The following is a 22,042-nucleotide window of genomic DNA, read 5'->3' on the forward strand; positions in this document are numbered from 1 at the left end:
GCCGAACGATCCGCAGTCGCCGTTCGTGACTTCCGGCATCCGCATCGGCACCCCGGCGGTGACTACCCGTGGTTTCGGTGTCGAGCAGTGCCGGCAACTGGCCGGATGGATCTGCGACATCCTCGATCATCTCGGCGATGCCGATGTCGAGGCGCAGGTGGCCGCGCAGGTCGCCGGACTGTGTGCCGACTACCCGGTGTACCGGTAGCCCGTCGTCCAGTCGGGGTGATGCGCAAGCCCCGGCTGGCCAAGGGCCGCCCTTCAGATGGTGCCTAACGAGACAGCAATACCCAGAATTCAGGAGCACCCCTTATGCAGCGTTATTCCGGCTTCGGCCTGTTCAAGCACTCGTTCAGCCACCATGAGAACTGGCAGCGCATGTGGCGCAACCCGACGCCCAAGCCGCTGTATGACGTAGTCATCGTCGGTGGTGGTGGCCACGGCCTGGCTACGGCCTATTACCTGGCCAAGGAATTTGGCGTGAAGAACGTCGCAGTGGTGGAGAAAAGCTGGCTCGGTGGTGGCAACACCGCGCGCAACACCACCATTGTGCGCTCCAACTACCTGTGGGATGAGTCGGCGCAGCTTTACGAGCACGCCATGAAGCTCTGGGAAGGGCTGTCGCAGGATCTGAACTACAACGTCATGTTTTCCCAGCGCGGCGTCTACAACCTCTGCCACACCCTGCAGGACATGCGTGACGCCGAGCGTCGCGTCAGCGCGAACCGTCTCAACGGCATCGACGGCGAACTGCTCGACGCCAAGCAGGTGGCCGAGGAGATTCCTTACCTCGACTGCAGCAAAAATACTCGCTACCCGATCATGGGCTCGACCGTGCAGCGCCGTGGCGGCGTGGCCCGTCACGACGCCGTGGCCTGGGGCTTTGCCCGTGCCGCCGACGCCCTCGGCGTGGACCTGATCCAGAACACCGAGGTGATTGGCTTTCGCAAGCAGAACGGCGCGTGCATCGGCGTGGAAACCACCAAGGGCTTCATCGGTGCCAAGCGCGTCGGTGTGGTCACCGCCGGCAACTCCGGGCATATGGCCCGCCTCGCCGGCTTCCGTCTGCCGCTCGAATCGCACCCGCTGCAGGCGCTGGTTTCCGAGCCGATCAAGCCGATCATCGACAGCGTGATCATGTCCAACGCCGTGCATGGCTACATCAGCCAGTCGGACAAGGGCGACCTGGTCATTGGGGCCGGCATCGACGGTTATAACGGCTATGGTCAGCGTGGCTCCTACAGCACCATCGAGCACACGCTCCAGGCCATTGTCGAGATGTTCCCGATCCTCTCGCGAGTGCGTATGAACCGCCAATGGGGCGGTATCGTCGACACCTGCCCGGACGCCTGTCCGATCATTTCCAAGACGCCGGTGGACAACCTGTTCTTCAACTGCGGCTGGGGTACCGGCGGCTTCAAGGCAACTCCCGGATCGGGTCACGTGTTCGCCGCGAGCCTGGCCAAAGGCGAGATGCACCCACTGGCCAAACCCTTCTCCATTGACCGCTTCCACACCGGCGCACTGATCGACGAGCACGGCGCTGCTGCCGTGGCTCACTAAGGAGACCTGCCATGCTGCACATCTTCTGTCCTTACTGCGGCGAACTGCGCTCCGAAGAGGAATTCCACCCCAAGGGACAGGCGCACATCGCCCGCCCGCTCGACCCGGAGTCGCTGACTGACGCCGAGTGGGGCGAGTACCTGTTCTTCCGCGACAACCCGCGTGGCATTCACCATGAGCTGTGGGTGCATGCTGCCGGTTGCCGCAAGTATTTCAACGTTACCCGTCATACCGTGAGCTACGAGATCCTCGAGACCTACAAGGTCGGTGAGCAGCCCTCGATCACCGCGGATCAGGCTGGTGACAAGCAAGCCGTGGCAAAAGGAGTAACGGCATGAGCCAGGTCAATCGTCTTGTCAGGGGCGGCCGTATCGACCGCAGCCAGCCGCTGACCTTCAGCTTCAACGGCCAGAGCTACCAGGGCTATGCCGGCGACAGTTTGGCCTCGGCCCTGCTGGCCAACGGCGTCGATATTGTCGGTCGCAGCTTCAAGTATTCGCGCCCGCGCGGCATCGTCGCTGCCGGTGCCGAGGAGCCCAATGCGGTGTTGCAGATCGGCTCGTGCGAGGCGACGCAGATCCCCAACGTGCGAGCCACTCAGCAGGCGCTGTACAACGGTCTGGTGGCTCGCAGCACCAATGGCTGGCCGAGCGTCAACACCGACCTGATGGGCATTCTGGGCAAGGTCGGCGGCGGCATGATGCCGCCCGGGTTCTACTACAAGACCTTCATGTACCCGCAGAACCTCTGGCTGACCTATGAGAAGTACATTCGCAAGGCAGCCGGACTGGGGCGCGCGCCCACCGAAGTGGATCCGGATATCTACGATCAGATGAACCACCACTGTGACGTGCTGGTGGTGGGTGCCGGTCCTGCCGGTCTGGCCGCGGCCCTGGCGGCCGGTCGCAGCGGCGCGCGGGTGATCCTCGCCGACGAGCAGGAAGAGTTCGGCGGCAGCCTGCTCGATACCCGCGAAACCCTGGATGGCAAGCCGGCAGCCGAGTGGGTGGCCGAGGTGATTGCCGAGCTGCAGAAGCTGCCGGAAGTGACGCTGCTGCCGCGTGCCACGGTCAACGGTTACCACGACCACAACTTCCTGACCATTCACCAGCGTCTGACTGACCACCTCGGCGAAGTGGCACCCATCGGCCAGCCGCGTCAGCGCATGCACCGTGTCCGTGCCCGGCGCGTGGTACTGGCCAGCGGTGCCCACGAGCGGCCGCTGGTGTACGCCAACAATGATGTACCGGGCAATATGCTGGCCGGTGCGGTGTCCACCTACGTGCGCCGCTACGGCGTGGCGCCTGGCCAGCAACTGGTGCTGTCGACCAACAACGACTATGCCTACCGCGTGGTGCTGGACTGGCTCGATGCCGGCCGTGAGGTGGTGGCGGTGGCCGATGCGCGCAGCAATCCGCGTGGCACCTGGGTCGAGCAGGCGCGTGCCCGTGGCGTGCGTATCCTTACCGGCAGCGCGGTGGTCGAAGCGCGTGGCAGCAAGCGTGTCTCTGGCGCGCGCATCTGTGCCATCGACAGCAAGATGCACCGGGTCACCAGTCCGGGCGAAATGCTCGACTGCGACCTGATCGTCAGTTCCGGCGGCTACAGCCCGGTGGTGCATCTGGCGTCGCACCTGGGGGGGCGCCCGGAGTGGCGCGAGGACATCCTCGGCTTCGTGCCCGGGCCGGGCAACGGTATCCAGCAACGCATCGACGCCGGTGCGGTCAACGGCGTGTTCGCCCTGTGTGACGTGCTGGCCGACGGCTTCGAGGCTGGCGCCAGGGCTGCTGCCGAAACCGGTCACCAGAGCGTCAGCGGCGAGCTGCCGAAGGTCGAGGCGCTGCAGGAAGAGCCGATGCTGGCACTGTTCCAGGTGCCGCATGACAAGCCTACTTCACGTGCACCCAAGCAGTTCGTCGATCTGCAGAACGATGTGACCGCAGCCGGTATCGAACTGGCTACCCGTGAGGGCTTCGAGTCGGTCGAGCATGTCAAACGCTATACCGCGCTGGGCTTCGGCACCGATCAGGGCAAGCTGGGCAATATCAACGGCCTGGCCATTGCCGCCCGTTCCATGGGCATCAGCATCCCGCAGATGGGCACCACCATGTTCCGCCCCAACTACACGCCGGTGACTTTCGGCGCAGTAGCCGGTCGCCACTGCGGCGAGCTGTTTGAGCCCAAGCGTTACACCCCGATGCAGGCCTGGCACCTGAAGAATGGCGCCGAGTTCGAGGATGTCGGTCAGTGGAAGCGTCCGTGGTATTTCCCGAAACCGGGCGAGGACATGCACGCCGCCGTGGCCCGTGAGTGTCTGGCGGTGCGCAACAGTGTCGGCATCCTCGACGCCTCGACCCTGGGCAAGATCGATATCCAGGGCCCGGATGCCCGCGAGTTTTTGAATCGCGTGTATACCAACGCCTGGACCAAGCTGGATGTGGGCAAGGCGCGCTACGGCCTGATGTGCAAGGAAGACGGCATGGTCTTCGACGATGGCGTCACCGCCTGCCTGGGCGAGAATCACTTTGTGATGACCACCACCACCGGCGGTGCGGCACGTGTGCTGGAGTGGCTGGAGATCTACCACCAGACCGAATGGCCGGAGCTGAAGGTGTACTTCACCTCGGTCACCGACCACTGGGCGACCATGACCCTGTCCGGGCCCAACAGTCGCAAGCTGCTGGCCAAGGTCACCGACATCGACCTGGACAAGGATGCCTTCCCCTTTATGAGCTGGAAGGAAGGCCTGGTTGGCGGCGTGCCGGCGCGGGTGTTCCGCATCTCGTTTACCGGTGAGCTGAGCTACGAAGTCAACGTGCAGGCCAACTACGCCCTGGGTGTGTGGGAGCAACTGATCGAGGCGGGCAAGGAGTTCGACCTGACCCCGTACGGTACCGAAACCATGCACGTGCTGCGTGCCGAGAAGGGCTTCATCATCGTGGGTCAGGACACCGATGCTTCGGTCACCCCGGAAGATCTGGGCATGGGCTGGTGTGTCGGCAAGACCAAGACCTTCTCCTGGATCGGCAAGCGCGGCATGAACCGCGCCGACTGCCTGCGTGAAGATCGCAAGCAGCTGGTGGGCCTGAAAACCATCGACCCGAAGAAGGTGCTGCCAGAGGGCGCGCAACTGGTGTTCGATCCGAAACAGCCCATCCCCATGCAGATGGTCGGCCACGTTACCTCCAGCTATATGAGCGCGACCCTCGGCCACAGCATTGCCATGGCCATGGTCAAGGGCGGTCACAAGCGGATGGGTGAGCGGGTGTTCGCCCCGCTGGCCGATGGCCGTGTGATCGAAGCCGAAATCTGCAGTTATGTGTTCTATGACCCGAAAGGGGAGCGCCAGAATGTCTGATTACAACCTTTACCAACAGCGTCCGGCGAACATCACCGGGCAATCGCCGCTACACCATGCCGGCCTGCATGAGCTGGCCGGCAAGGGCCGCAAGAGCGCTGGCATCATCCTGCGCGAGAAAAAGCTGCTCGGGCATTTGGTGCTGCGCGGCGATGCCAAGGACGCCGCCTTTTCCGGCGGCGTGCACAAGGCTTTGGGGCTGGAGCTGCCTGGCGTCCTGAGTCTTGTGTCAAACGGCGAGACCTCGCTGCAGTGGCTGGCCCCGGATGAGTGGCTGCTGATCGTCCCCGGTGGCAGCGAGTTCGAGGTTGAGCGGCGACTGCGCGAGGCTCTCGATGGCCAGCACATTTCGGTGATTAACGTCAGTGGTGGGCAGACCCTGCTGGAGCTGCGCGGCAGCAAGGTGCGCGAACTGCTGATGAAGTCCACCAGTTACGACGTGCATCCAGGCAACTTCCCGGTGGGCAAGGCGGTCGCAACGGTATTCGCCAAGTCGCAACTGGCGATCCGTCACACCGCCGAGGACACCTGGGAACTGGTGGTGCGGCGCAGCTTCGCCGACTACTTCTGGCTTTGGCTGCAGGATGCCAGCGCCGAGTACGGGTTGGCGGTCGAAGCCTGAAGCACACATGAATCGGCCCTCTGCGTTTGTCGCAGCGGGCTTGGGAGAGGGCAGTCTGGTTCTCTCCCGGCGCCACTTCTCTCGGCAACGGGAGTGGGCGTTATTTAGCGGAGCCACATATCATGAGCCGCACTCCCGATACCTGGATACTCACTGCTCACTGCCCCAGTGCCTTGGGCACGGTGGACGCGGTGACGCGCTTTCTGTTCGAGCAGCGCTGCTACGTCACCGAACACCATTCGTTCGATGACCGGCTGTCGTCGCACTTTTTCATCCGCGTCGAGTTCCGCCCGCCTGAGGACTTCGGCGAGGCCGAGTTCCGTGCCGGTCTGGCCGAGCGTCTGGCGCCCTTCGGCATGCAGGTCGAGCTGACGCCGCCGGGCCGGCGGGCGAAGGTGGTGATCATGGTTTCCAAGGCCGACCACTGCCTGAATGATCTGCTTTATCGCCAGCGTATCGGCCAACTGGCCATGGACGTGGTGGCGGTGATTTCCAATCACCCGGATCTGGAACCCCTGGCCAGATGGCATGGCATCCCCTACCACCACTTCCCGCTCGATCCCAGTGACAAGCCGGCGCAGGAGCGCCGCGTGCTGCAGGTGATCGAGGAAAGTGGCGCCGAGCTGGTGGTGCTTGCCCGCTACATGCAGGTGCTGTCGCCGGAGTTGTGCCGCCGGCTCGATGGCTGGGCGATCAATATCCATCACTCGCTGCTACCCGGCTTCAAAGGCGCCAAGCCCTATCACCAGGCCTACCAGAAGGGCGTGAAGATGGTTGGTGCCACGGCTCACTACATCAACAACGACCTCGATGAGGGACCGATCATCGCCCAAGGGGTGGAGGTGGTCGATCACGCCCACTACCCGGAAGACCTGATCGCCAAGGGCCGCGATATCGAGTGTCTGACTCTAGCGCGCGCCGTCGGTTACCACATCGAGAGGCGCGTGTTCCTCAACGCCAACCGAACGGTGGTACTGAGTCCCTGACCTTAACCGGGCCGTGGCGCCAGTCGCCTCCGCCCGTCCGGCTGATGGCCGCTCTGCCAGATTCCACCGGCGGCCACCGGCTACAGACCTCAAGCAACTCCAGTGCAAGGCCACGCGGTCGTCGGCCGCGTCTTGTGTCAACAACAAGAAAGGAGAGTCAAGTATGTCTGGTAATCGTGGTGTGGTTTATCTCGGTGCGGGCAAGGTCGAAGTGCAGAAGATCGACTACCCGAAAATGCAGGACCCGCGTGGCAACAAGATCGAGCACGGGGTCATTCTCAAGGTGGTGTCTACCAACATCTGTGGCTCTGATCAGCACATGGTGCGTGGCCGTACCACCGCTCAGGTGGGGTTGGTACTGGGGCACGAAATCACCGGTGAAGTCATCGAGAAGGGGCGTGATGTCGAGCGCCTGCAAATCGGCGATCTGGTCTCGGTGCCGTTTAACGTGGCCTGCGGTCGCTGCCGTTCGTGCAAGGAGCAGCACACTGGCGTGTGCCTGACGGTCAACCCGGCGCGCGCCGGCGGCGCCTACGGCTACGTCGATATGGGTGACTGGACCGGTGGACAGGCCGAATACGTGCTGGTGCCCTACGCCGACTTCAACCTGCTGAAACTGCCGGATCGCGACAAGGCCATGGAGAAAATCCGTGATCTGACCTGTCTCTCCGACATCCTGCCTACCGGCTATCATGGCGCGGTGACCGCAGGCGTTGGCCCGGGCAGCACCGTGTATGTGGCAGGGGCTGGCCCGGTTGGTTTGGCGGCAGCGGCCTCGGCGCGTCTGCTGGGGGCGGCAGTGGTGATCGTCGGTGACGTTAACCCGGTGCGTCTGGCGCATGCGAAGAAGGTCGGCTTCGAGATTGCCGATCTGTCCAAGGACACCCCGCTGCATGAGCAGATCGCTGACCTGCTCGGTGAACCGGAAGTGGACTGCGCCATCGACGCGGTGGGCTTTGAGGCGCGCGGCCACGGTCACACCGGAGCGCAGCAGGAGGCCCCGGCGACGGTGCTCAACTCGCTGATGCAGATCACCCGCGTGGCCGGCAAGATCGGCATTCCGGGCCTGTACGTCACGGAAGATCCGGGGGCGGTGGATGCGGCAGCGAAGATGGGCAGCCTGAGCATTCGTTTCGGCCTGGGCTGGGCCAAGTCTCACAGCTTCCACACCGGCCAGACCCCGGTGATGAAATACAACCGTCAACTGATGCAGGCCATCATGTGGGATCGCATCAACATCGCCGAGGTGGTGGGCGTGCAGGTCATCAGCCTTGACGACGCACCGCGCGGCTACGGTGAGTTTGATGCCGGGGTGCCTAAGAAATTCGTCATCGACCCGCACAAGACCTTTAGCGCCGCATAGGGCTTAACGATCCGGCAACCCGTACAAAGGGAGCCTATGGCTCCCTTTGTCTTTTCCGACTCAGCGGACGTAGTGCAGGAACTGCAGGTGTCGCTCGTACTGGACGATCAGGTCGTTGATGATTTGCTCGCGGCTGTAGCCGACCAGATCGTAGTCCTGACTGCCTTCGGCCAGATGCACTTCGGCGCGGTAATAACGGCGGTTATGTCGCTGCCTGGTGTTGAGTCCGGCTACGGCGAAGCTGGGTGTGAAATAGCCGCGCATGATGACCTTGTAGACGAAGGGCTTTTCTTCGTCGTGATGCACTTCCAGGCTGAGGCTGGAGGCATCATTGGCCAGGGAGGCTTCCACCCGCAGGTTCTTTTCGCGGAACTGCTCGGCCACCGATTCCATGGCCGGGCGGACCTTTTCCTGCATGAAACGGTAAACCTCGTCGCGCGATGGGTAATGCATCGTCTGGCTCAGGCGCTGGCGCCAGCCGCCCTTGCGCGGGCGGTGGTCGAGAGCAGCCAGTGACAGCAGTTGTGCGCGCTGGCGCTGCGATTCGAGGAAGAAAGCCTTGCGCAGCCCCCACATCATCAGCAGCAGGATTATCGAGAACGGCAGCGAGGTCAGCACCACGGCCGACTTCAGCGCATCAATGCTGCCGGCGAACAGCAGTCCAATGGTGATCAGCGCGGTCATTGCGCCCCAGAACACCCGCAGCCAGCGTGGGCCATCCTCATCGGCGTGGCCGCCCTTGGACGACAAAGTAGAGAGCACCACGGTGCCCGAATCAGCCGAAGTGATGAAGAACACCAGGCTGATCATCACCGTGACGGTAATCACCGTCTTGCTCCAGGGATAGTTGGCCAGCAGGTTGTAGATGGCCATCGAGGGATCAACGATGGCGCCTTCGGCCATTTCCAGCGCTCCACTCAATGCCAGATTCAGCGCGCTGTTGCCGAAAATCGACATCCACGCCAGGGTGAAACCGAGCGGGATGAACAGCACACCGAAGACGAACTCACGAATCGTGCGGCCGCGTGAGATACGTGCGATGAACAGCCCCACGAACGGCGACCAGGCAATCCACCAGGCCCAGTAGAATACGGTCCAGTCGCCCAGCCAGGTGCCGGGGGTATCCCAGGCGTAGAGATCGAAGCTCTTGGCCGGCAGGGTGCTCAGATAGTCGCCGAGATTTTGCACCAGCATTGCCAGAAGATGCTGAGTAGGGCCGGCGAAGAGCACGAACAGCAGCAGCGAAATGGCCAGCAGCATGTTGATGTCGCTCATCACCCGGACGCCCTTTTCCACTCCGGCGATAGCCACCAGCACGGCACCGCCCATCATCACGCTGATCAGCAGCACCTGAACCCATTGGTTGTGGGGGATGGCGAACAGATAGTCGAGCCCGGCATTCAGGTGCAGCACGCCAAAACCCATGTCGGCCCCCAGCCCGAATACCGTTGCAATGATGGCGAAGGCGTCGACGCTGTAGCCGATCGGCCCGTTGATGCGCTTGCCGATCAGTGGGTAGAGCGCCGAGCGCAGTGCCAGGGGCAGGTTGTGGCGGTAGGCGAAGTAGGCCAGGGCCATGGCCACCAGGGCGAACACGCCCCAGCCATGCAGACCCCAGTGCAGAAACAGCAATTGCATGGCCTGGCGTGCCGACTCCAGCGATCCTGGGTCGCCGGTTGGCGGCTGCATAAGGTGCGTCAGGGGTTCGGAGACGCAGAAGAAGAACAGGGTGATGCTGATGCCGGCAGCGAACAGCATGCCGGCCCAGGACAGGTAGCTGAATTCGGGCTGGTCATGATCGGCACCGAGCTTGATGCGTCCATACCCTGACAGTGCGGTGACCACCACGAACACCAGATACAGAGTCATGGCCAGCATGTAGTACCAGCCCACGGTATTCGAGGCCCAGGCCTGAGCGGCCTGCAGCCAGGCGCCGGCTGTCTCGCTATGGGTCACACTGACCAGCCCGAACAACAGAACGAAGGCGGCTGAGCCGATCAGAACAGGGATATTGGTATGCGGGGTGCTGCGCTGGTCCTCATGCATGGGGTCGTTCACCCCTTGGGCTCGGAATGCAAGGCATGTCGGCTCCTTTGACGTTTTTCTCGACAACTTCCATCAGAGGCTTCGAACGCGGCTGGGTTCATTTTTATTGATTGGATGTTCAATAAAAATCCTTGTCTGCTCTATCGGCTACCCCGAGTGCTGTCCCGGGCACCTATTGCAGGCCGTATTTCTTGACCTTGTCGAACAGTGTCGTCTTGGCCAGACCCAGGGCCTGTGCGGTTTGACTGAGGTTGCCGGCGTGGCGCTCCAGGGCGGCGGCCAGCAGGCTGCGCTCGAAGGCTTCCACTGCTTCGTTGAAGCTGGGCGCGTTGCCATCAGCCAGGCCGCTACGTTTGAAAACCGGCAGGCCTAGGGCAAAACGTTCGGCCACGTTGCGCAGTTCACGCACGTTGCCCGGCCATTCATGGGCGCTCAGGGCGGCCAGGGTCTGACGGTCAAGTTCGGGCACGGCGCGATCGAAACGTAGCGCCGCCAGTTGCAGGAAGTGCTCGAACAGCAGAGCGATGTCCTCGCGCCGCTCGCGTAGCGGCGGCAGTTCCAGGGTCACCACGTTGAGCCGGTAGTAGAGGTCGCTGCGAAATTCTCCGCGCTTGCCCAGCTCGCCGAGATCCGCTTTGGTGGCGGCGATCACCCGGCAGTCCACAGCAATCGGCTGGTTCGAGCCGAGACGTTCCAGGCTGTGTTCCTGCAGCACGCGCAGCAGCTTGATCTGCAGATTGATCGGCATGCTCTCGACCTCGTCGAGAAACAGTGAACCGCCATCGGCATGCTCGATTTTCCCGATACGGCGTTTGCCGGCACCGGTGAAGGCGTGTGCCTCATGGCCGAATATTTCGCTCTCGAACAGGCTTTCTGGCAGGCCGCCGCAGTTGAGCGCAACGAACTGCTTGTGCTGGCGCCGGCTGAAGTCGTGCAGGCAGCGGGCGACCAGTTCCTTGCCGGTGCCGGTCTCGCCTTCGATCAGTACGTTGGCATCGGTGTCGGCAACATTGCTGATTAGCTCGCGCAGCTGCTGCATGGCCGGCGATCGGCCGATGATGCGTTGCTCCAGAGCCTGGCGTCCGGCCAGTTGGCGGCGCAGAGAGCTGACTTCACGAGCCAGGCTGCGCTGTTCCAGGGCGCGTCGGGCGACGTCCACCAGGCGTTCGGGGGAAAAGGGTTTTTCCATGAAGTCGTAGGCGCCATCGCGCATCGCGCCGACGGCCATGCTGATATCGCCATGACCGGTAATCAGTACCACCGGCAGGCTCGGATCGCGCTGCTTGAGACGGGTGAGCAGTTCCAGTCCGTCCATGCCGGGCAGGCGGATGTCGCTGACGACGATTCCGGCAAAGTCCGTATCGATCTGCGCCAGCGCCTCCTCGGCACTGCTGACGCCAATGCTGGGGATGTCTTCCAGGGTCAGGGCCTGCTGGCAGCCGAGCAGCACATGGGGGTCGTCTTCGACGATCAGGACGGTCAGGCTGTCGCTCATGATTGCGGCTCTCGTGGGTAGGGCAGGGTGAGGATGAAGGCTGTGCCGCCTTCCTCGGGATGTCGCACGCCAAGGCTGCCGCCGGCAGCGGCGGCGAGGCTGGCCGACAGGGTCAGGCCCAGCCCCAGGCCCTGCTCGCCGGGCTTGGTGGTAAAGAAGGGTTCGAACAGGTGGCTGCGGGCGTCCGGAGCAATGCCCGGGCCGTTGTCGCGTACCTCCATGCGATAGCTGTCGGTCTCGGGCGCGCCATTTAGCCAGAGCTGGCGATCCTCCTGGTCGCGCATGGCATCCAGAGCATTGCTGATGAGGTTGACCAGTATCTGCTCCAGACGGATCTGTTCGATGCCCAGGCGAGTTTCGCTGAACTCGCGGTGGATGGTCAGGCTGGTACGTTGCAGACGCGGGTGCAGCAACAACAGGGCGGCGTCGACTGCTTGGATCAGGCTGGCTTCTCCACTGTCACCGGTGCGGCGGGCGAAGGCACGCAGGCTGGCGGTGATCTTGCCCATGCGGTCGACCAGTTCGTTGATGGTCTGCAGGTTGCTGCTGGCGACATCCAGCGCGCCACGCTGGAGAAAACGCACGGCATTGCCCGACAGTGTGCGCAACGCAGCCAGCGGCTGGTTGAGTTCATGGGCGATGCTGGTGGACATCTGTCCGATAACCGCCAGCTTGCCGGCCTGAACCAGCTCATCCTGAGCCAGGCGCAGGGTGGTTTCGGCCTGCTCGCGTTCGCGTACTTCAGCCTGCAGCCGCTGGTTGCTGGCCTGCAGATCGGCAGTGCGCTCGGCAATCTTGCGCTCCAGTTCATCGTTGGCCGCCTGCAGCGCCTCACGCGCCGCCAGGCGGGTGGCAATCACCTTGCGTCTCTCGTTCCAGGCAATCAGCAGAAAAGCCAGCAGGGCGGTGGCCACGCCTGCCAGCATGCCGTGGCTCATGGCCGCGCTGCGCTGCTCGGCCAACGGACTGAGCAGAGTCAGGTGCCAGGGGGTATCTTCCAGGCGACGGGTTTGCAGCAGATAGTCGGCGGGCAGGTCGGCGGTGGCGAAGCTGACCTGCTCGATACCCTCGGACAGCGGTGAGCGGTTCAGCAGTTGCAGTTCGTCCAGTACCGCCCAGTGGTATTGCAGGCTACGCGCCAGCCGCTCACGGGTCTCGGCGTCCAGCGGTCGCACGGACTTCAGTCGCACTCTGGGATCGCTGGCCAGGATGATGATGCCGTTCTCGTCGCTGATATAGGCCTCCAGATGTGCCCGCTGCCAGCGTGCCTCCAGCGAATCCAGGCGTACCTTGACCACCGCCACGCCGATGATCCGGTCAGCGTGGCGCAGACCGTGGGCCAGATAGTAGCCAGGCTCGCCAATGGTGCTGCCGATGCCGTAGAAGCGGCCGGGGCGACCGACAATGGCGTCCTGGTAATAGGGGCGGAATGACAGATCTTCGCCAAGGTAGCTGTCGGCAGCTTCCCAGTTGCTGGTAGCCACCACTCGGCCCTCGGGGTCGAGAACGTAGATGGCCAGGCTGCCGCTGCGCTCGTTGAGGCCCTGCAGGTAGCGGTTGACGTGATGTCGGCGGTAGGCGGTAGGCGCCAGCAGCAGGCGCGTGACGTTGCCTTCCAGCTCCAGCAGGCTGGGCAGGTAGGTGTATTTGGTGATCTCGCTTTCTACCGCACGGGCGTTGAGTTCCAGCTGACGCTCGCCGTTTTCCGCCAGGGCGCGGATGCCGGCGTGGGCGCTCAGGTGATAGCCGATATAGCCGCAGCCCAGTACCAGCAGGGCCAGCAGCAGAAACAGCAGCAGATGTCGAAACAGACGCGGTTTCACGATCAGGTCAGTGCGGGAACTGGCGGACAGGCATTGCATCACAGTCGTCCCCACACTGGCCAGCCGATTGCTCCGCCCTTCTCCCGGCGGTAGGCGAAGGGCGCAGGCAGCGGGATCAATGCTGCAGGATTTTCGCCAGGAACTGCTGGGCGCGTTCGGAGCGGGCATTGATATCGCCGAAGAACTCCTCCTTGGCGCAGTCCTCGACGATCTGCCCCCGATCCATGAAGATCACCCGGTCGGCCACCTTGCGGGCGAAACCCATCTCGTGGGTCACGCACATCATGGTCATGCCTTCGTGAGCGAGCTGTACCATCACGTCGAGCACCTCGTTGACCATCTCCGGGTCGAGCGCCGAGGTCGGCTCGTCGAACAGCATCACCACCGGATCCATGGCCAGTGCTCGGGCGATGGCGACACGCTGTTGCTGGCCGCCGGAGAGTTGTCCCGGATGCTTGTGGGCATGGGCCAGCAGGCCGACTCGGTCGAGAAGCTTGAGGCCCTTTTCGGTGGCTTCTTCCTTGCTGCGACCGAGCACCTTGATCTGCGCGATGGTCAGGTTTTCGGTGATGGAGAGGTGCGGGAACAGTTCGAAGTGCTGGAATACCATGCCGACGCGCGAACGCAGTTTGGGCAGGTTGGTCTTCGGATCAGCGATGGATGTGCCGTCGACCACGATGTCGCCCTGCTGGAACGGTTCCAGCGCGTTGACGCACTTGATCAGGGTGGACTTGCCGGAGCCGGACGGGCCGCACACCACGACCACCTCGCCCTTCTTCACCTCGGTGCTGCAGTTGGTCAGCACCTGAAACTCTCCGTACCACTTGTTGACGTTCTGGATGGAAATCATACGGCTAACCTTTTTTGCAGGAGCTTGACCAGGCGCGAGGCGGTAAAGCTGATGATGAAGTAGACCAGGCCGGCGAAGATCAGGAATTCATGGGGCTGACCGATGATGTCGCCACGTGAGCGGGCGGAGTTGAGGAAGTCCATCAGGCCCACGGTGTAAACCAGCGAGGTGTCCTGAAACAGGATGATGCTTTGCTGCAGCAGCAGTGGGGTCATCTTGCGGAACGCCTGCGGCAGGATGATCAGGCGCATGCTCTGCGCGTAGGTCATGCCCAGCGCCGAGGCGGCGCCTATCTGGCCCTTTGGAATGGCCTGGATGCCGGCGCGGACGATCTCGCAGAAGTAGGCCGCCTCGAACATCACGAAGGCCACCAGGCAGGAGCTGAATGCCCCCACCGGGGTGTCCTCGCCAGTGATTTCGCGCAGGATGAACGGCACCGCGAAGTAGAACCAGGTGATCACCAGCAGCAGCGGGATCGAGCGGAAGTAGTTGACGTAGGTGGCGGCGAGGTTCGACAGCAGCCTGCTGTGTGACAGGCGCATCAGTGCCAGCAGGGTTCCCAGCACCACACCGCCGAGTACGCCCAGCACCATCAGTTGCAGGGTCACCAGCATGCCGTCCCAGAGCCCCGGCAGGGCGGGAATGATCTGGCTGAAGTCCATCATTTGCCCCCTACGGAAATCAGGCCCGGCACAGCAACCTTCTTCTCGATCATGCGCATGAGCAGCATCAGGCTCATATTCAGGGTGAAGTAGATCAGCGTGGCCAGGGTAAAGGCCTCGAACAGGTTGGCGCTGAATTCGGCGGTCTGCTTGGTCTGCGCCAGCAGCTCCATCAGGCCGATCAGCGACGCTACCGAGGAGTTCTTGAAGATGTTGAGAAACTCGCTGGTCAGCGGCGGGATGATGATGCGGAAGGCCTGCGGCAGGAGGATGTCCTTGTAGATCTGCGGCAGGCGGAATCCCAGTGCGTAGCTGGCAGCGAGCTGGCCTTTGGGCAGTGCCTCGATACCGGTGCGCACCTGTTCGCAGACACGGGCGGCGGTGAACAGACCAAGGCACACCACTACCGAGAGGTAGGCCGAGGTAGCGGGGTTGAGATCCTGCTTGAACCACAGCTCCAGTGGCTCGGGCAGCAGATCCGGTACCAGGAAGTACCAGAGAAATAGCTGCACCAGCAGCGGTACGTTACGGAAAATTTCCACGTAGGCGGTGGCTATGCCAGCCAACCAGCGGTTCGGCAGGGTTCGCATGACCCCGAGCAGCGAGCCCAGCGCCAGGGCGATGAGCCAGCCGGCTAGGGCAATGGCGATGGTCCAGCCCAGGCCGGTGATGAACCAGTCCAGGTAGATCTCGCTGCCGATACCGGTGGACTTGAAGTAGATACCCCAGTCCCAGTTGTAATTCATTGTGATTTCCCCTCTGGTGAGGAAACGATCTGCTGCGCGTCGGCTCTGCTGCGTTAAAAGCAGATTCGGAAGTCGCTTGCGACGCCACTTCAGTGCGACCCCGAAGGGGCGAACGAAGTGAGTCAGGCTCATGAGCTACAGCACACTCCGCTTCCTCATCCGCTTTACTCGCTGGTGCTTGCCCTTCGGGCCAGCCTTTGGCTGTTACTCCCGTTGGCGCGGTGCCTTGCATAGCTCCAGCTCGCGAGATCGTGGATAGTTTCTACTTTGACGAAGGCAAGAGTCGCCCATATCCGCTTGAGCGGACGGTCCTGGCTTTGTCAGAGGTTAAGTGGGGGAAGCCGCTGGCTTCCCCGGAGTCCCCGCGTCGTCACGCCTTGTGAGCGTGACGACGCATCACCTTCAGATCTGTTCTGCAGATTTGTCGGTGGGGTTGGCGATCAGCTTCTTCAGCTCATCGCTCATGGGGAAATTCAGGTTCAGGCCTTTAGGCGGAATCGGCTGCTGGAACCACTTTGCATAAATGTCGTTGATCTCGCCGGAGGCGAAGGTGTCGCTGATGGCCTTGTCGACCACTTTCTTGAAGCCTTCGTCGCCCTTGCGCAGCATGCAGCCGTAAATTTCAAAAGACTGCGGGGTGCCGACCACGGCCCAGTCGTCGGGCTTCTTGGCCTTGGCCATTTCTCCGGCCAGCAGGGCGTCATCCATCATGAAGGCAACGGCGCGGTTTGACTCGAGCATCAGGAAGGACTCGCCATGATCCTTGGCCGAGATCACGTTCATACCCATCTTCTTCTCGGCGTTCATCGCCTTGAGCAGGCGCTCGGAGGTAGTGCCGGCAGTGGTCACCACGTTCTTGCCACTAAGGTCGTCGAAATCGTTGATGCCGCTGCTCTTCTTGGCCAGCAGGCGGGTGCCCACCTCGAAGATGCCGACGGAAAAGTCGACCTGCTGCTGGCGCTCGATGTTGTTGGTGGTGGAGCCGCACTCCAGATCCACGGTGCCGTTCTGCACCAGCGGGATGCGGGTTTGCGAGGTAACCAGGTTGTAGCGCACCTTCAGATCCGGCATGCCCAGTTCCTGTTTCAGCGCCTCGACTACCTTCAGTTGCAGGTCATGGGAGTAGCCGATGGGCTGGCGTGAATTGTCGCCGTAATAGGAGAAGGGGATGGAGGAGTCACGATGGCCCAGAGTGATGGTGCCGGTGTCCTTGATCTTCTTCAGCGTGCCGGTCAGCTCTTCGGCTACAACCGGGGTGGAAAGGACGGCGGCGGCAATGGCCACGCTCAGTACACGGTGGAGGGTACGCATCAATCGAGTCCTCGATGTTGTTGTTGTGTTGGCGCCGTGGCGCCACTTTGCTCACGAAACGTCGTAGGCGTTTCTGCAGTTGAAGAGAGCAGGTTGCGTGCCATCCTCGTTTTTTACTCGGTATTCTTGATAAGTAATTGATATATAAATTTTTTATTCTCTTGTTGAATGTTCAGTGCATAGTCGGACGTTCGGAGTGCCGAAGTGGTGGCATATTTTTGTTCGGAAATCCGAACGAGCTGGCCAGCAGCTCAGTCTGCCTCGCGGCGCAGGGCTTCAATGCGCGCATCCTTGTCCTGCCAGAGCGCCGAGACCCATTCCTGCACCTGTTGACGGAATGTCGGATCGTTCTCGTAGTCACCCTGCCACAGCGCTGGGTTGAGTGCCCGCGTGCGGATGTCGACGATGATCCTGGGTACCTGGCCGCTGAGCAGTGCCCAGAAGCCCGGCACGCGTCCGGAGGGGTAGACCAGGGTGACGTCCAGCACCGCGTCGATCTGTTCGCCCAGGGCGGCCAGTACGAAGGCTACGCCACCAGCCTTGGGCTTGAGCAGGTGGCGATAGGGTGATTGCTGCTGGGCCTGTTTGGTCAGGGTGAAGCGGGTGCCCTCCAGGTAATTGACCACGGTTACCGGTAGGCGCTTGAACTTTTCACAGGCCGCTTTGGTGATCTCCAGATCCCGGCCCTTCATGTGTGGATTCTTTTCCAGGAAGGCCCTGGAGTAGCGCTTCATAAAGGGATAGTCCAGGGCCCAGAAGGCCAGGCCAAGGAAGGGCACCCAGATCAGCTCCTGCTTGAGAAAGAACTTGAAGTAGGGCGTGCGACGGTTAAAGGCCTGCACCAGCGCGGGAATGTCCACCCAGCTTTGATGGTTGCTGATTACCAGATAGGAGCGGTCGCGGCGCAGCTCGGCGTTGCCGCGGATGTCCCATTGGGTTGGCGTGAGCAGGCCGAAGATGCGCTTGCAGTTTTCTGCCCAGAATTCGGCCACCCACATCACCCCACGCGAGCAGGCGTCACGGGCGCTCTGGCCCGGCAGGAGGAACTTGCCGAAGGCAATCAGCAGCATCGGGCCGATCAGGATCAAGGTGTTGGCGAGCAGCAGCAGGCTGGTGGCGATACCGGTCAGCAGTGGGCGCATGTGGACTCCAGGGCAGGCGGTAAAGGGGCATCTTAAGCAAGCCGGGCGCAGGCTCCAAACCTCGGGAGATTGCCACCGGGCGAGGCTGTGGATGAAGGCCGGTCGGTCGCGGGCCGGATAATGTGTGGCGGTTGGTGAGTATCGTCCGCAATGCTGAGCAAATTGTCGCATTTCGAGAAAGCCTGATATCGATTGGCTATTACACTGGGAGAGGCAAGAATCTGGCTCTTGGCTGCTGATGGCAGTGGGCCCGTTTTTTGCTGTGGTTTCCGCTACGGCAGGTTTCCGACGTCACCCAGGGGATGCGTGGACCGTCTGCCGTACGTCACCTTGTTGCTGCGGGAAGTCCAGGGCAGGAGCAGGCCGCAATGCCGGCCGCTTCCCCGCAATCGAGAGGAGTATCTGGCCAGTAGGTCCAACAGGTTGCTGAGGTGTTGCCATGACAGGGGTATTCAGGCCGGGTGTCCGGTTGCTCCAGCGTTTCAGTTTTGCCCGCAAGTTCCAGTTGGTTTTTCTGCTGTTCGCGTTGCCTCTGGGTTATGCCCTGTGGGTGATTGGCAGCGACTATCTAGCGCGGCTGAAGGCCGTCGATGAAGAGATGGAAGGTGCCCGGGCGCTGCAGCGCATGGCATCGGTACAACAAGAGCTGATCGCTCAGCGCACCCTGACCGCCCGCTGGAAGGGCACCGAGAAGTCTGCGCTGAACCTGCTGCAGCAACGCGAGGAGCGGCTTGACGAGGTACTCCGACAAGCCGCCGAGCCGTTGCAGAGCAGCCTGGTCAGTGAGCAGGCACGCCAGCATTTCGAGGCCCTGCTGGGTGAGCGTTCCAGTCTGGGGGTGGACGAGTTGGCCAAGGTCGCCCTGCCCGATGCGCTGGAGCGATATCAAAAGGCGCTGCTGCACCTGATCGCCCTGCGCGAGCAGGTGGCCACCGACAGCAACCTGATCCTTGATCCGCGCCTCGACACCTATCTGATGATGGAGCAGATCACCTACATCATGCCGCGCCTGCTGGAGCAGCTCGGCACCTTCGCTGCGCAAGGCCACGGCGCAGTGGTTTCGCAGCACTTCACCCTGCAGAGCCGGGTATTGATCCGCGATTTGCGGCGCAGTCTGGACGAACAGCGTGCCCAGCTGGTCAAGGCGCAGACCACCCTGGCACGCGAGGCGCCGCGGGCCATGCGGCAGCTGAACGATCCGTTCAAGGCCAGCCTGGATGCCTTCGATGGCTTCCTTGCCGGGATCGACCGTGACATGTTCGAGAACAGCCCCATGACGCTGACGCCCGAGCAATTCCTGCAACGCGTGGATCAACTGGATGCGCAGCTGCAGTCCCTGCAGGAAGCGCTCTATCGGGAATTCGGCGGCAGCCTCGGGCATTACCGACAGCAGGCGCTGCTGACCATGATCGAGGTGATTGGTGCCTTCGTCTTGCTGGCGCTGCTGGCGATGTACCTGCTGATGTGTCTGAATGCCTCGATTCGCATCAGTACCAGCAACATCATCGAGGCCGCACGCGGGCTGCGTGACGGCGACTTGCGCGTGCGCATGGAGGTCAGCGGGCGTGATGACCTGGCCGCTATTGCTCATGCGCTGAATACTGCCGTCGAGCAGATGCGCGAGTCGTTGCAGGGCGTCAACCGGGAAAGCCTGCAGCTTGATGACACGGTTCAGTTGCTGGCCGGGCAGGCGCGCGATGCCCTGGCAGCGGTAGAGCAGCAGCAGGCGCAGATGAGCCAGATCGCTACTGCCGCGACGCAGATGGCTGCCACTGCCCAGAGTGTGGCGCAGAGCTGCGAGCAGGCCGCCATGGAAGCGCAGCAGACGCGTGAGGTGGCGCAAGGCAGCAACCAGCGTAGCGAACGCACCAGCGCCAGCATGCGCCAGCTCAGCAGTCGCCTTGGCGATAGTGCCGAGGCTCTGCAGCAGTTGCGCGAGCAGACCCAGCAGATCAATCGGGTGGTGGAAGTAATCAAGGGAATTGCCGAGCAGACCAACCTGCTGGCACTTAACGCCGCCATCGAAGCTGCACGCGCCGGCGAGGCAGGGCGAGGCTTTGCCGTCGTTGCCGATGAGGTTCGCTCGCTGTCCAAGCGCACCCAGGATTCGACCCAGGAAATCGCCCAGACCGTGGAGGAGCTGCAGCGAGTCGTCGGCCAGTCCGTGGGGCTGATGGAAAGTGCCTGTTCCCAGGCCGATAGCGACATAGGCAGCGTGCTGGCCATGGGCGATGATCTGCAGGCCATCGTCGATTCGGTGCAGCGCGTTACCGACAGGCTGGCGCAGATCGCCACCGCGGCCGAACAGCAGGCGGCCACCGCCGACGAGGTCAGTGGCAACATCCAGCAGGTCGATCATGCTGCCGGGCAACTGCTCGGCAGTGCCCAGGCAGTCAGCCGGGCGACCGAACAATTGCGCCGTGGCAGCGAGGGACTGGCACAGAACACGCGTCGATTCCGACTGGATTGAGGCTGACCAGACGGCGTAACTCTGCTATAGGTCTGTCTTGAGTTCGCCGCCTTCTGACTGGGTTCTGTAGGAAAGGTTGTCGAGCGAAGCATCTCTGGCAGCGCAGGCACTTTTTATACAGAACTCAAGGCCAATTTCACCGTACCAGCAGGAACCCCGTATGAAGACTGTCGCCGAGATCCTCCGCAATAAGCCCAACGCCTACGTTTACAGCGTTGATGTCGACGACTCCCTGCGGGTGGGGCTGCAGGTCATGGCTGAGAAGGGTGTGGGGGCACTGGTGGTACTTTCCGGCGGGCGTCTGGCGGGGATCGTCAGCGAACGCGACTATGTGCGCAAGGTCGGCCTGGCTGACCGGCCGGTGCAGGACGTCAAGGTCAGCGAGATCATGACCCGCGAGGTGATCTGTGTCGGCCCGCGGGACAGCCTGCAGCACTGTATGGAGCTGATGACCGAAAGACGCCTGCGTCACCTGCCGGTACTGGCTGAGGGCGAGCTCATCGGGCTGCTGTCGATTGGTGACCTGGTCAAGGAAACCATCGCCGAGCAGGCCAGCCTGATCCGTCAGTTGGAACAGTACATCCGCGGCGAGATCCCTTGAGCCCTCGCCTTTACCTCGGCGATAGCGCTTTCTGCCGCGGCAGATACTGAACTACCTGCCACAGCGCACTTCACTTCTGCTTCCACGGCCAGGTAGAGGGCGCCATAGCGCCGGGCTCGGCCTGGTTCATTCCCAACGCGCCGAAATTGCCAGCCTATGATCCTGAGGCTGACGCTTGAGTGCGCCGGCTACTGCGATTTCAGAGCGGAAAATCACAGAGCGAGTCCGAGGATTCTTGAGAGTTATCAATATATTCAATACTTTTGTTCTTATTTTTGCGCTTTTTTATCAATTTTATGTTGATAGCATGGGTTCCGTAGCCACTTAGCAGTCTCATCCAGGAGCCTGATCATGAAAAAGCAAATTCTCACCAGCCTTGTTATCGCCGCCCTGTCCGCCAGTGCCTTTGCCCTGCCGCAGTCAGTCACTCAGGTTTCGCCCGCACCTGTTGTTGCCGAGGACGGTTCCGACCGTGTAGGTGTCAACCGAATCGCGGAAGGTGGTGCAGACCGTGTTGGTCTGAACCGTGTAGCTGAAGACGGTTCTGACCGTGTAGGTGTCAATCGAATCGCTGAAGACGGTGCTGATCGTGTGGGAGCCAACCGTCTGGTTTGAAGATCTTCAGTGCCATCCCTTAAGGCGCCCATTCGGGCGCCTTCATCATGTCAGGAGCCTGGTTGTTTCCGAAAAGTCGTTGAGCACAGGTACTTTTCGTACAACACCTAGGAAATACTGCCGAAAGGGCTGAGATGAGCCAGCCGCCGACAATATTTGCCGAATCTGGCTTCGCCCAACAGCCACGCCGGCGGCAGCAAGGCCAGCCCGAGCCCTATGCCGATCAGTGCGCCGGCGGCCGAGTCGAGCAGGGCCATGACAAGACCGAACACCAGCAGCAGACAGCCGGTCAGCGCCAGGCCCCGGCGTTCCCGCGTTTGTCCGGGATAGCGATCGAGCGAAAAACGCGCCATTTTTGAGACTCACATGAAGAATGGGCGCGGCTGATG

18 protein-coding genes and 1 pseudogene are annotated in these 22,042 nt (G+C 62.1%); 10 read left to right on the top strand and 9 right to left on the bottom strand.

Going from position 1 to position 22,042, the window contains the following annotated elements; all coding sequences use genetic code 11:
• From glyA to fdhA, 7 genes and pseudogenes are all read left to right on the top strand, one after another.
• Positions 1-208, top strand: a pseudogene (gene glyA, locus NCCP436_RS10240) (serine hydroxymethyltransferase); the annotation flags it as partial.
• A 104-nt stretch (positions 209-312) separates the two neighbouring features.
• Positions 313-1,563 (top strand): sarcosine oxidase subunit beta family protein, encoded by a 1,251-nt coding sequence (locus NCCP436_RS10245; protein WP_220803903.1) that lies wholly within the window; start codon positions 313-315, stop codon positions 1,561-1,563.
• A gap of 11 nt (positions 1,564-1,574) precedes the next feature.
• Positions 1,575-1,901 (top strand): sarcosine oxidase subunit delta, encoded by a 327-nt coding sequence (locus NCCP436_RS10250; protein WP_220803904.1) that lies wholly within the window; start codon positions 1,575-1,577, stop codon positions 1,899-1,901.
• Positions 1,898-4,921, top strand: coding sequence for a sarcosine oxidase subunit alpha (locus NCCP436_RS10255; RefSeq protein ID WP_220803905.1), 3,024 nt, complete (start codon positions 1,898-1,900; stop codon positions 4,919-4,921). The genes NCCP436_RS10250 and NCCP436_RS10255 overlap by 4 nt, the downstream gene beginning before the upstream one ends.
• Positions 4,914-5,543: a sarcosine oxidase subunit gamma gene (locus tag NCCP436_RS10260; protein WP_220803906.1), complete on the top strand. Its 630-nt coding sequence runs from the start codon at positions 4,914-4,916 to the stop codon at positions 5,541-5,543. Before NCCP436_RS10255 ends, NCCP436_RS10260 begins: the two co-directional genes overlap by 8 nt.
• A gap of 122 nt (positions 5,544-5,665) precedes the next feature.
• Positions 5,666-6,529: a formyltetrahydrofolate deformylase gene (gene purU, locus NCCP436_RS10265; protein WP_220803907.1), complete on the top strand. Its 864-nt coding sequence runs from the start codon at positions 5,666-5,668 to the stop codon at positions 6,527-6,529.
• A 163-nt stretch (positions 6,530-6,692) separates the two neighbouring features.
• Positions 6,693-7,892, top strand: coding sequence for a formaldehyde dehydrogenase, glutathione-independent (fdhA, locus tag NCCP436_RS10270; protein WP_220803908.1), 1,200 nt, complete (start codon positions 6,693-6,695; stop codon positions 7,890-7,892).
• A gap of 60 nt (positions 7,893-7,952) precedes the next feature.
• Here fdhA and betT read toward each other — a convergent pair whose 3' ends face one another.
• From betT to NCCP436_RS10310, 8 genes are all read right to left on the bottom strand, one after another.
• Positions 7,953-9,938 (bottom strand): choline BCCT transporter BetT, encoded by a 1,986-nt coding sequence (gene betT / locus NCCP436_RS10275; RefSeq protein ID WP_220804041.1) that lies wholly within the window; start codon positions 9,936-9,938, stop codon positions 7,953-7,955.
• Between the two features lie 172 nt (positions 9,939-10,110).
• Positions 10,111-11,433, bottom strand: coding sequence for a sigma-54 dependent transcriptional regulator (locus tag NCCP436_RS10280; RefSeq protein WP_220803909.1), 1,323 nt, complete (start codon positions 11,431-11,433; stop codon positions 10,111-10,113).
• Positions 11,430-13,295 carry an ATP-binding protein gene (locus tag NCCP436_RS10285; RefSeq protein WP_220803910.1) on the bottom strand — a complete coding sequence of 622 codons (1,866 nt, stop codon included), beginning with the start codon at positions 13,293-13,295 and terminating at the stop codon, positions 11,430-11,432. The genes NCCP436_RS10280 and NCCP436_RS10285 overlap by 4 nt, the downstream gene beginning before the upstream one ends.
• Positions 13,296-13,371: 76 nt before the next feature.
• Complete coding sequence (locus NCCP436_RS10290) at positions 13,372-14,106, bottom strand: amino acid ABC transporter ATP-binding protein (protein WP_220803911.1); 735 nt, start codon at positions 14,104-14,106, stop codon at positions 13,372-13,374.
• On the bottom strand, positions 14,103-14,771 hold the full coding sequence (locus tag NCCP436_RS10295; RefSeq protein ID WP_220803912.1) for an amino acid ABC transporter permease: 669 nt from the start codon (positions 14,769-14,771) through the stop codon (positions 14,103-14,105). The genes NCCP436_RS10290 and NCCP436_RS10295 overlap by 4 nt, the downstream gene beginning before the upstream one ends.
• On the bottom strand, positions 14,768-15,514 hold the full coding sequence (locus tag NCCP436_RS10300; protein ID WP_220803913.1) for an amino acid ABC transporter permease: 747 nt from the start codon (positions 15,512-15,514) through the stop codon (positions 14,768-14,770). The genes NCCP436_RS10295 and NCCP436_RS10300 overlap by 4 nt, the downstream gene beginning before the upstream one ends.
• Positions 15,515-15,916: 402 nt before the next feature.
• Entirely contained in the window at positions 15,917-16,825 is a 909-nt protein-coding gene (locus tag NCCP436_RS10305) for a glutamate/aspartate ABC transporter substrate-binding protein (RefSeq protein ID WP_220803914.1), read from the bottom strand.
• Positions 16,826-17,076: 251 nt separating this feature from the next.
• A complete protein-coding gene (locus NCCP436_RS10310; RefSeq protein WP_220803915.1) occupies positions 17,077-17,967 on the bottom strand; it encodes an acyltransferase in 891 nt (296 codons plus the stop codon).
• A 439-nt stretch (positions 17,968-18,406) separates the two neighbouring features.
• On the opposite strand from NCCP436_RS10310, the gene NCCP436_RS10315 reads away from it, so the two are divergent.
• The 3 genes from NCCP436_RS10315 to NCCP436_RS10325 all read left to right on the top strand — a co-directional run bounded on the left by NCCP436_RS10315 (position 18,407) and on the right by NCCP436_RS10325 (position 21,653).
• Positions 18,407-20,437: a methyl-accepting chemotaxis protein gene (locus tag NCCP436_RS10315; RefSeq protein ID WP_220803916.1), complete on the top strand. Its 2,031-nt coding sequence runs from the start codon at positions 18,407-18,409 to the stop codon at positions 20,435-20,437.
• A gap of 160 nt (positions 20,438-20,597) precedes the next feature.
• Positions 20,598-21,038, top strand: coding sequence for a CBS domain-containing protein (locus NCCP436_RS10320; RefSeq protein WP_220803917.1), 441 nt, complete (start codon positions 20,598-20,600; stop codon positions 21,036-21,038).
• Positions 21,039-21,389: 351 nt separating this feature from the next.
• A complete protein-coding gene (locus tag NCCP436_RS10325; RefSeq protein WP_220803918.1) occupies positions 21,390-21,653 on the top strand; it encodes a hypothetical protein in 264 nt (87 codons plus the stop codon).
• Positions 21,654-21,760: 107 nt separating this feature from the next.
• Here NCCP436_RS10325 and NCCP436_RS10330 read toward each other — a convergent pair whose 3' ends face one another.
• Positions 21,761-22,006 carry a hypothetical protein gene (locus NCCP436_RS10330; protein WP_220803919.1) on the bottom strand — a complete coding sequence of 82 codons (246 nt, stop codon included), beginning with the start codon at positions 22,004-22,006 and terminating at the stop codon, positions 21,761-21,763.
• Positions 22,007-22,042: the final 36 nt, after the last annotated feature.

Source organism: Pseudomonas sp. NCCP-436 (genome assembly GCF_019656335.1).
Lineage (GTDB): Bacteria > Pseudomonadota > Gammaproteobacteria > Pseudomonadales > Pseudomonadaceae > Aquipseudomonas.